The sequence below is a fragment of the Alcanivorax sp. UBA3183 genome, assembly GCF_002364155.1.
Lineage (GTDB): Bacteria > Pseudomonadota > Gammaproteobacteria > Pseudomonadales > Alcanivoracaceae > Alcanivorax > Alcanivorax jadensis.
The window spans coordinates 121836-132420 of sequence record NZ_DEXN01000039.1; the positions used below are offsets into that span (position 1 = coordinate 121836).

Here is a 10585-nt window from a genome sequence, read left to right on the forward strand (position 1 = left end):
TCGGGCGCCCCATGTTACTAGAGGACTCCGCCCCATGTCTGTCACCCGCGCCCCCTGGCCCGCCACCCGTCTGCGCCGCATGCGCCGCGACGACTTCTCCCGCCGGTTGATGCGCGAAAACACCCTCACCGTGGACGATCTGATCTATCCGGTGTTTGTGCTGGAAGGCAAAAATCAGACCGAGACGGTGGCTTCCATGCCCGGCGTGGAACGCATGAGTGCGGATCTGCTGGTCAGGGAAGCCGAGGAACTGGCCAGGCTGGGAGTCCCCGCCATGGCCCTTTTCCCGGTGACCCCCGCCGATGTGAAAACCCTGGACGGCAAGGAAGCCTGGAACCCGGATGGTCTGGCCCAGCGGGCGGTACGCGCCATCAAGGCAGCGGTGCCGGAAATGGGTGTGATCACCGATGGCGCCCTGGACCCGTTCACCACCCACGGCCAGGACGGCATCATCGACGACAATGGCTACGTGCTCAACGATGACACCGTGGACGCCCTGGTCAAACAGGCCCTGTCCCAGGCGGAAGCCGGCGCCGACGTGATCGCCCCCTCGGACATGATGGACGGCCGCATCGGCGCCATCCGCGACGCTCTGGAAGCGAACGGCCATATCCACACCCGCATCATGGCCTACTCCGCCAAGTACGCCAGCGCCTACTACGGACCGTTCCGTGACGCCGTGGGCTCCGCCGGCAACCTGGGCAAGGCGGACAAGACCACCTACCAGATGGACCCGGCCAACAGTGACGAGGCCCTGCACGAAATTGCCCTGGACCTGGCCGAAGGCGCCGACATGGTGATGGTTAAACCCGGCATGCCCTACCTGGACGTGGTGCGCAGGGTAAAGGACGAATTCAAAGTGCCGGTGTACGCCTATCAAGTGAGCGGTGAATACGCCATGCACATGGCCGCCTTCCAGAATGGCTGGCTGGACCAGGACAAGGTAATGATGGAATCCCTGCTGGCCTTTAAACGTGCCGGCGCCGACGGCATCCTCACCTACTTTGCCAAGGCGGCTGCGCAGAAACTGAAAGGCTGATCTGAGAGACCCCGTCCAGCGCATTCGCTCCATTGAGCGCAATACCCCACAGCATGCGCTGGACAGGGGCACCGGCCCGCATCCTATAATGCATATACACCAATACATTAGCGGAGCTCTCCAATGGGCCAGGACAAGACCGACACCCTCGCCCCCCTGGAAGTGGGTCGCCATTGCGCCGCCCTGCATTCCCGGGTGCTGTCACGTCTGGTCACCCGCCTCTACAACAACAAGCTGGCAGATACCGGCCTGCGCATTACCCAGTTTTCCATCCTCAATGCCATCAAGGCACAACCGCCGGAATCCATTTTTCAGTTATCCGAATGGCTGGGCATGGAGCGTACCTCCCTGCAGCGCACCGTGGACAAACTGATCGAGAAAGGGCTGGTGGAATCCGAGCCCACCGGCAACAAACGCTCACTAGGTCTGTCGCTCACTGCCGATGGCGAGGCTCTCTACCAGCGGGCACTGATACGCTGGCAGGAAGCCCAGAACGCTTTCGAGTCACTGGTCGGCAAAGAGGAGTGGGACAATATGGCCAGTCAACTTCATCGCTTCAGTACCCGGGTCAAGCAAGAGCTTTAAGCGGCGCTTGAGAAGGCAGGGGCGAATCCGAAAACGCTTTAACGGTATCGATCACCGCCGCATCCCTGAGCACTTTGCGATGACCCAACCCTTGCGTTTGATGCAGCGTAGCCTCTGGAATGGCTTGTTGCAGACGCAGCCCCTCCGCAAAAGGAATCTCCCTGTCACCGGTATCATGGATCAGCAATACCGGGCCACGAATCTGCTTGCCCAACCGCGCTATATTCAGTGCATCGAAACCAATCCCCACCCGGGCGGCCATTTTCTGTAGAAGCTGGAGTCGTGCCCGCTCACCCAGATGCAGAAACGAAGCGAAATTATTGACCATGCCGCGAAATTCCGCCGGTCCGGCAATCAGCACCAGCCTCTCGATACGGCTTTCCTGCGCGGCCACATGGGCCAGAGCCCCGGCGCCCATGGAATGCCCCAGCGCAACGGACACCGGACCACCGATAAAATCCAGCGCCAGACGAATCGCGGCAATGAAATCCCCCACATGGGCCGGCCCATCCGCCTGCTCTCCATGCCCCGGTAAAATCAGGGCGTAGCGGGTATATCGATTGCCATTCACTGCATCGATGAAGGGCAACATCTGTGTGGCCCGGCCGGACCACCCATGCACAAACAGCGCGGCCTCGTCGCCACCCTGCCATATCGCCAGTTGCGCCCGCTCACCCAGCGAAACAGTCAGATCCGGCTCTGATGTGCGGAACGACAATGGCCCCCTGGACACCCGGGGCGTAGTCAACAGATGCAGAGCCGTATCACTGGCGCTGCCTGGCAGCAGCCGACTGTAGCCGGCCATCAAGGTTTGAAAAACGGATAGCAACATAACCCTTCTCCTTTAATGTATATACACTTAAAGAAACCAAAAGGCGCCTCGCTGCATCATGACTACCATTTAGTGTATTTGCACTTTATATTGCTTTATCCTCACAGACAAGCCGGCCCGATTCCAGGGATGGCCCCCGGAGCCGTGAATCCCGGCAGGAACAGCCAATGGCTTATATGAACAAATGGTTATAATTTCGCCGTTTTCTGCTGATTCTGATGACTGGGTCTCTGACCCGAGGAGCAATTGCAATGCGTAGCTTTATATTGATCGCCACCCTGAGCCTGTCGAGCCTGGCCGCTGCTGAAGGCCGCGCCCCAACCGAACAGGAGATGCAGGAGCTGGACATCATCCAGCAATCCTGGATCTTCCAGGGCTGAGTATCCATAAAGCCGCCTGCGGGCGGCTTTATTATTTCATCTCCACTTCCCGCCTCCCCGATCCGCGCGCTATCCTGCTTAACAGGCTGCTGAAAAGCCCGTTAACACAAAATCATTTTGCACCTGTCATTACCGTGTCACATTAATGTCATGCAATAGGGTCTTTGCAAACGGCCCGGTCAGGACGACGCCAATGAATGACATTGCCAGCGAACACAGCGCCATCGACCTCAACAACCCGGACTACTATTTCAACCGGGAGCTGAGCCTGTTGCAGTTCAACCTGCGGGTGCTGGAACAGGCCATGGACGACAGCCATCCCTTGATGGAACGGCTGAACTTTCTGCTGATTTTTTCCAGCAACATGGATGAATTTTTCGAGATCCGTGTGGCCGGACTGAAGAACAAGCTGGAAACCCACACCGGCCAGCCAGGGCCCGACGGCATGCTGGCCGAAGAAGTGCTGAAAGAAATCAGCCGTATCACCCATGACGCGGTGGACCGCCAATACCACATCCTTAACAACATCCTGCTGCCGGCTCTGCGCGAGGAAGGGGTAGACTTTCTTCGCCGCGAAGACTGGACCGAAGCACAGGTGGAATGGGTCAAAAAATATTTCCGCGAACAGATCTACCCAGTGCTCACACCAATTGCGCTGGACCCTTCTCACCCGTTCCCGCGGCTGGTCAACAAGAGCCTGAACTTTATCGTATCGCTGGACGGCAAGGATGCCTTTGGTCGCTCGACCGGTCTGGCCATTGTTCCCGCTCCCCGCTCCCTGCCCCGTCTGATTCGTATTCCTGACGAGATCAGCGAGAGTGGTGACGATAACTTTGTGTTCCTGTCGTCCATGATTCACGCCCACGTCTCCGATCTTTTCCCGGGCATGAAGGCCACCGGCTGTTACCAGTTCCGGGTTACCCGCAATGCGGACATGGAAGTGGACGAGGATGTGGAAGACCTGGCCAGCGCCCTGAAAGGGCAGCTGCTTTCCCTGCGCTATGGGGACGAGGTGCGCCTGGAAGTGGCCGACAACTGCCCACGTCATCTGATTGATTATTTGCTGGAGCAGTTCGAACTGACCGAGATCGATCTGTACGAGGTGAATGGCCCGGTGAACCTGGCTCGCATGTTCACCAGCGTGAACCGCCCACGCCTGCACTACTCGCCTTTCTCACCGAAACTGGCGCCGGCGGTAAAAAAAGCCGACACCATTTTCGACGCCATGGATCAAGGCGACATTCTGCTGCATCACCCCTATGAGTCCTTCCAGCCGGTGATCAATCTGCTGGCAGAAGCGGCCCGCGATCCCAAGGTGCTGGCCATCAAGCAGACCCTATACCGTACCGGTACCAAGTCAGAGATTCTCGATCATCTGGAAACCGCCGCCCGTAATGGCAAGGAAGTGACCGCCATCGTGGAACTGCGTGCCCGCTTCGACGAGGAATCCAATATCGAAGGGGCGCGACGCCTGCAGGAAGCCGGTGCCATCGTGGTGTACGGGGTGGTGGGCTACAAGACCCACGCCAAGATGCTGCTGGTGGTGCGCCGCGAAGGCGACGGCATCAAACGCTACGTGCATCTTGGTACCGGCAACTACCATACCAAGACGACCAAGCTGTACACCGACTACGGCCTGATGACCTGCGAGAAAGGCATCTGCCAGGACGTGCACAAGATCTTCCAGGAGCTCACCGGCATGGGCAAGGCGGCGCGGCTCAAGCAGCTCAAGCATTCCCCCTTTACCCTGCACCCCTCGCTGATCGAATGGATCGACTTTGAAACGCAGCAGGCCACTGCCGGCAAGCCCGCCCGTATCATTGCCAAGTTCAACTCACTCACCGAAGAAAAAATCATCCAGGCCTTGTACCGGGCCAGCCAGGCGGGAGTAGAGATTGATCTGATCGTGCGCGGTATTTGCTGCCTGAAACCGGGTGTGCCAGGTCTGTCAGAGAATATCCGGGTGCGCTCTGTGATCGGACGCTTTCTGGAACACACCCGTATCTACCACTTCCATCATGGTGGAGAAGATCTGGTGTATTGCTCCAGCGCCGACTGGATGGATCGCAACCTGTTCAACCGGGTGGAAACCTGCTTCCCGATCAATGACCCGGTACTCAAGGCCCAGGTAATCGAGCAGGGGCTGCATTTTTACCTGCGCGATAACAGCCGTGCCTGGCTGCTGCAGGCAGATGGAAACTATCTGCACGCCCTGCCCCAGGACGGGCAGGAGAGCTTCATCGCACAGCACGTATTACTGGAAACCTTGGGAGGAAGCTGAATTCTTCATTAATAATTGAGAATGGATAATTGATAACTCGCGGGAAAGGGCATCAGGCCCTGAAACGCAAGAGGCCGCGCCCAAACGCTTGGACGCGGCCTCTTGCATTCAAAGACAACAGCAACACCAATCCGCGCCGTTATCAATTATCCATTCTCAATTATCAACCAACCTCAACTCATAGCCTCCAGCACGAAAATAATCCTGTTCCTGTTCCAGATCCGCCAGTGTCAGGGGATGCTCTTCCAGCCAGTGCTCCGGAAACTGCAGGGACAAGGTATTGCCTTCGGCTTTCAGTACCATCTCGGGAATGACTTCATCACAGCGGGCATGATGCAGGCGAGCAGACAGTCGCAACACCAGGCATAACCGCAACAGGCCCTGCTGCTCATCGTCGGGTAGCTCCGACAGGGCAGACAGGGGAAGCTTGCGACGGTGGCCACGCACCAGCACCGCCACCGCCTGCTGCTCCTGACGGGAAAACCCGGGCAGGTCTGAATTGGTCACCAGGTAGGCGCCATGCTTGTGGAACTGGCTATGGGAGACGGCAAGGCCGACCTCGTGGAGCAACGCGCCCCAGCGCAGGGTGTCAGCCAATTCGTCATCGTCCAGTTGCCAGCTTTTGGCCACCTGCCGATACAGTCCCATCGCCGTGTCACAGACACGCTCAGCCTGGGTGCGCTCCACATGATGGCGACTCATCAGCGACTGGATGCTGCGTTCGCGCACATCCTCATGGCCGAACCGTCCCAGCAGGTCGTACAGTAGCCCCTCCCGCAGGGCACCGCCGGACACCTCCATCTGCTCAATGCTCAGCTGTTCGAAGATGCCGTAGAGAATCGCCAGACCGGAGGGAAAGATGGCCCTGCGATCCTCGCGCAGCCCCTTCAGGTCCAGCTGCTCCACCTTGCCGGCCTTGATCACTTTTTTGCGGGCCTTCTTCAGGCCCTCCATGGTGACGCCGGTTTCAGACCAACCGTTATCCACGCACACCTGGCTAATCGCCTTGATCGTGCCGGACGCCCCCACCGCCTGCTGCCAACCCAGACGCCGGTAGTTGGCGTGGATCGACAGCACTTCCTGGCGGGCGGCGGTCACTGCCCGGTCAAAGGCCTTTTCCGTGATATTGCCATCAATAAAGAAACGCTGGGCAAAACTGACACAGCCCATGTGCAGGGATTCGGTTTCGGTGGACTCGAAACGCTCGCCGATGATCAATTCCGTGGAGCCGCCACCGATATCCACCACCAGCCGCTGGCCAGCATCATCCGCCAGGCTGTGCGCCACCCCCAGATAAATCAGACGAGCTTCCTCGCGCCCGGCGACGATCTCGATATCGTGCCCCAGCACCGCTTCCGCCCGCTCGATGAACTCCCGGGCATTGCGGGCCTGACGCAGGGTATTGGTGCCGACCACGCGCACACTGCCGCGGGGAATACCGGCAATCCGCTGGGCAAAGCGGCCCAGGCAATCCAGCGCCCGCTCCTGGGTGTCCGCGTCCAGTCGGTTATCCCGGTCCAGCCCGGCCCCCAGTTGCACTTTCTCGGACAACCCATCCAGGATCTGGACCTCACCATGGGCCTGGCGGGCCACTACCATGTGAAAGCTGTTCGACCCCAGGTCAATGGCCGCCAGATGCTCGCCATGTTCCATATGCACTCCTTTCCTGAAAGGCCATTGCCCTTTTCCTGCCCACCACGGGTAGACAGAGAATTGATAAACGCCCCCGAATTCTAACGGAATATCATGGCGTTACGGTGTCATAGGCAAACTCTACCGCGATAATTTACTCACTCGCTTGAAATTCGGCACCCGCGACCTGATATTATCCATCATCGCAACAGCCCGCCCGTCGGGCCAGCTAACCCCCTATCTCAGGAGAATTCAATGAGCGGCGAGATTATCAATGTGACCGACGCGGACTTCGAAGCCCAGGTCATCAATGCAGACGGCCCGGTGCTGGTAGACTACTGGGCACCCTGGTGCGGCCCCTGCAAAATGGTCGCGCCGATCCTGGAGCAACTGGCCGGCGAGTACGGTGACAAGCTGACCATTGCCAAGATCAACATCGACGACAACCCGGAAACGCCCAAGAAATACGGCGTTCGCGGCATTCCCACCCTGACCGTGTTCAAGAACGGCAACGTGGAAGCCACCAAGGTGGGCGCCCTGTCCAAGAGCCAGCTGGCCGCATTCCTGGACAGCACTCTCTAAGACAGACAGCACCCCCCACTAACACCCCCGCTGCCCGGCGGGGGTGTTACGTTTTATTACTACCAGCAAAGACTAGACAGCCTGTTGTTCCAGTGGTAGATTCCAGAACCAGCTTACAACAAGCATCCCCTTAGCAAGTCTTTCGGAACCTCTGGTTACCTTTTCCTGATGGCCCCCTTTATAGGCTTGCCGGGCCAGATTCCGAATCAACCAGATTATCAAAACAACCGCCGCACCACCTGTGGTGCACCCTCTCAATTCATTCAAAGACATCAAACTAGACGCCAATGAATCTTTCTGAACTGAAGCAGAAGCCGATTGGAGAACTTCTGGACATTGCCAAGGAACTCGGCCTCGAGAACCTGGCAAGAACCCGCAAACAGGACGTAATCTTTTCCATCCTCAAACGCGCCGCCAAGAACGGCTCCGATATCTACGGAGACGGGGTGCTGGAGATCCTGCAGGATGGTTTCGGCTTCCTTCGTTCCGCAGAGGGCTCTTACCTGGCCGGACCGGACGACATTTACGTTTCTCCCAGCCAGATCCGCCGTTTCAACCTGCGCACCGGCGACACCATTTCCGGCAAGATCCGGCCTCCCAAGGATGGCGAACGCTATTTCGCCATGCTCAAGGTCAACGAGATCAACTTTGACCGGCCGGAAAACGCCAAGAACAAGATCCTGTTCGAAAACCTGACGCCGCTGTTCCCAACCGAACGTTTCGTCATGGAAGCAGGTAATGGCTCCACCGAAGACATCACCAGCCGGGTGATCGATCTGGTGGCGCCGATCGGCAAAGGGCAGCGCGGCCTGATCGTGGCACCGCCAAAAGCCGGCAAGACCATGCTGCTGCAAACCGTGGCCCAGTCCATTGCCCGCAACAACCCCGAATCGCACATGATTGTGCTGCTGATTGACGAGCGTCCGGAAGAAGTGACCGAGATGTCACGCACCGTACGCGGCGAAGTGGTGGCATCGACCTTCGACGAGCCCCCCGCACGTCACGTGCAGGTTGCCGAGATGGTGATCGAGAAAGCCAAGCGACTGGTAGAGCACAAGCAGGACGTAGTCATCCTGCTCGACTCCATCACTCGTCTGGCACGGGCCTATAACACCGTGCAGCCCAGCTCCGGCAAGGTACTCACCGGTGGTGTGGACGCCCATGCCCTGGAAAAGCCCAAGCGTTTCTTCGGTGCCGCACGAAATATCGAGGAAGGCGGCAGCCTGACCATCCTGGCCACTGCCCTGGTAGACACCGGCTCCAAAATGGATGAAGTGATCTACGAAGAATTCAAGGGCACCGGCAACATGGAACTGCACCTGGATCGCAAGGTAGCAGAGAAGCGCGTCTTCCCGGCCATGAACATCCGCAAGTCCGGCACCCGCCGCGAAGAGCGCTTGGTCAGCGAAGATGAACTGCAGAAGATGTGGATCCTGCGCAAGGTTCTGCATCCCATGGACGAAATCGGCGCCATGGAATTCCTCATCGACCGCATGAAGCATACCAAGACCAACCTGGAATTCTTCGAGTCCATGAAGCGCAAATAAGAGACGCTTCCCGCAACACACAAAACCCCGCTTACGCGGGGTTTTGTTTTTTTTACCGGAACAAGCCCACCGCTGTCTTCCCTTCGCTGAGGCTCGGGTTCGCACCTCAAGAGGAGCTCCTACCGGGACTTCGTAGAACTCGCCTACCTCTGACTCGCCGCTCACCCCCAGCCTGCTATACTCGCGACACAATCTTTCTGGTTATCCAAACAACAAGGAACGCCATGAAATACCGCGACCTGCGTGACTTCCTGCAACAACTCGAACAGCTCGGCGAGCTCAAGCGCATCACTGCACCGGTAAACCCAAATCTGGAAATGACCGAAATCTGCGACCGCACCCTGCGAGCCGGCGGCCCCGCCCTGCTGTTTGAAAACCCGGTGGGCTTCGGCACCCCGGTGCTGGGCAACCTGTTTGGCACGGAACGGCGGGTGGCCCTGGGCATGGGGCGCGAGTCCGTAGAGGAGCTGCGCGAACTGGGTGAGCTGCTGGCCTTTCTCAAGGAACCGGAACCGCCCAAGGGCATGCGTGACGCCTGGGAAAAACTGCCGGTGTTCCGCAAGGTACTGAGCATGAGCCCCAAGCTGCGCGGGTCCGGCCCCTGCCAGGAAAAGGTGCTGGAAGGCGATGACGTCGACCTGTACCAGTTACCCATCCAGACCTGCTGGCCCGGCGACGCCGGCCCGCTGGTGACCTGGCCGCTGGTGATCACCCGTGGCCCCAACAAGGAACGCCAGAACCTGGGCATCTACCGCCAGCAACTGATCGGCCGTAACAAGCTGATCATGCGCTGGCTCAGCCACCGCGGCGGCGCCCTGGATTTCCAGGAGTGGCAACAGCAACATCCCGGCGAGCCCTTCCCGGTGGCAGTAGCCCTGGGCGCCGACCCGGCCACCATTCTCGGTGCGGTCACCCCGGTGCCCGACACCCTCAGCGAATACGCCTTTGCCGGCCTGCTGCGTGGCTCGAAAACCGAACTGGTGGAATGCATCGGTAACGACCTGCAAGTCCCCGCCAGCGCCGAATTTGTGCTGGAAGGCCATATCTACCCGGGCGAAATGGCCGAGGAAGGCCCGTTCGGCGACCACACCGGCTATTACAATGAAGTGGAACGTTTCCCGGTATTCACCGTGGAACGCATCACCCACCGCCGCGACCCGATCTATCACAGCACCTACACCGGGCGTCCACCGGATGAGCCGGCAGTGCTGGGCGTGGCCATGAACGAAATCTTCGTGCCGATCCTGAAAAAGCAGTTCCCGGAGATCGTGGATTTCTACCTGCCCCCGGAAGGCTGCTCCTACCGCATGGCGGTAGTGACCATGAAGAAGCAGTACCCGGGCCATGCCAAGCGGGTCATGATGGGGGTGTGGTCCTTCCTGCGTCAGTTCATGTACACCAAGTTCGTGATTGTCTGCGATGACGATGTGAATGCCCGCGACTGGAAAGACGTGATCTGGGCCATGACCACCCGCATGGACCCGGCCCGCGACACCCTGCTGATTGAAAACACCCCCATCGATTACCTGGACTTCGCCTCCCCGGTCTCCGGCCTGGGCTCCAAGATGGGCATGGACGCCACCAGCAAATGGCCCGGCGAAACCGACCGTGAATGGGGCCGCGCCATCAGCATGAGCCCGGCAGTGAAGCAGCGGGTGGATGAGATGTGGGAAAGCCTGGGGATCAGTGAACAGTGAACAGTGAACA

At 58.9% G+C, this 10585-nt stretch carries 9 protein-coding genes; 7 read left to right on the top strand and 2 right to left on the bottom strand.

Features of this window, described 5'->3' with window-relative positions:
- Positions 1-34: 34 nt before the first annotated feature.
- On the top strand, positions 35-1039 hold the full coding sequence (gene hemB / locus B3Q33_RS12465; RefSeq protein ID WP_272963177.1) for a porphobilinogen synthase: 1005 nt from the start codon (positions 35-37) through the stop codon (positions 1037-1039).
- A 123-nt stretch (positions 1040-1162) separates the two neighbouring features.
- Entirely contained in the window at positions 1163-1624 is a 462-nt protein-coding gene (locus B3Q33_RS12470) for a MarR family winged helix-turn-helix transcriptional regulator (protein ID WP_272963176.1), read from the top strand.
- On the opposite strand, the gene B3Q33_RS12475 is transcribed toward B3Q33_RS12470, so the two are convergent.
- On the bottom strand, positions 1608-2456 hold the full coding sequence (locus B3Q33_RS12475; protein ID WP_272963175.1) for an alpha/beta hydrolase: 849 nt from the start codon (positions 2454-2456) through the stop codon (positions 1608-1610). The two genes, B3Q33_RS12470 and B3Q33_RS12475, sit on opposite strands and share 17 nt — an antisense overlap.
- A 251-nt stretch (positions 2457-2707) precedes the next feature.
- Here B3Q33_RS12475 and B3Q33_RS12480 point away from each other — a divergent pair, with 251 nt between their 5' ends.
- Both B3Q33_RS12480 and ppk1 read left to right on the top strand, forming a co-directional pair.
- Positions 2708-2836, top strand: coding sequence for a hypothetical protein (locus B3Q33_RS12480; RefSeq protein ID WP_272963174.1), 129 nt, complete (start codon positions 2708-2710; stop codon positions 2834-2836).
- Positions 2837-3029: 193 nt separating this feature from the next.
- Positions 3030-5117: a polyphosphate kinase 1 gene (gene ppk1, locus B3Q33_RS12485; protein ID WP_035248304.1), complete on the top strand. Its 2088-nt coding sequence runs from the start codon at positions 3030-3032 to the stop codon at positions 5115-5117.
- A gap of 156 nt (positions 5118-5273) precedes the next feature.
- On the opposite strand, the gene ppx is transcribed toward ppk1, so the two are convergent.
- Entirely contained in the window at positions 5274-6770 is a 1497-nt protein-coding gene (ppx, locus tag B3Q33_RS12490) for an exopolyphosphatase (protein ID WP_035248302.1), read from the bottom strand.
- Positions 6771-7004: 234 nt separating this feature from the next.
- Between ppx and trxA the strand changes: the two genes are divergently transcribed.
- The 3 genes from trxA to ubiD all read left to right on the top strand — a co-directional run bounded on the left by trxA (position 7005) and on the right by ubiD (position 10575).
- Positions 7005-7331, top strand: a complete 327-nt coding sequence (gene trxA, locus B3Q33_RS12495; protein WP_035248300.1) for a thioredoxin TrxA — start codon at positions 7005-7007, stop codon at positions 7329-7331.
- A 287-nt stretch (positions 7332-7618) separates the two neighbouring features.
- Entirely contained in the window at positions 7619-8878 is a 1260-nt protein-coding gene (rho, locus tag B3Q33_RS12500; protein ID WP_035248298.1) for a transcription termination factor Rho, read from the top strand.
- 224 nt (positions 8879-9102) lie between these two features.
- The gene (gene ubiD, locus B3Q33_RS12505; RefSeq protein WP_273009088.1) at positions 9103-10575 is read left to right on the top strand and encodes a 4-hydroxy-3-polyprenylbenzoate decarboxylase; all 1473 of its coding nucleotides are present in this window, start codon (positions 9103-9105) and stop codon (positions 10573-10575) included.
- The last annotated feature ends 10 nt before the right edge of the window (positions 10576-10585 follow it).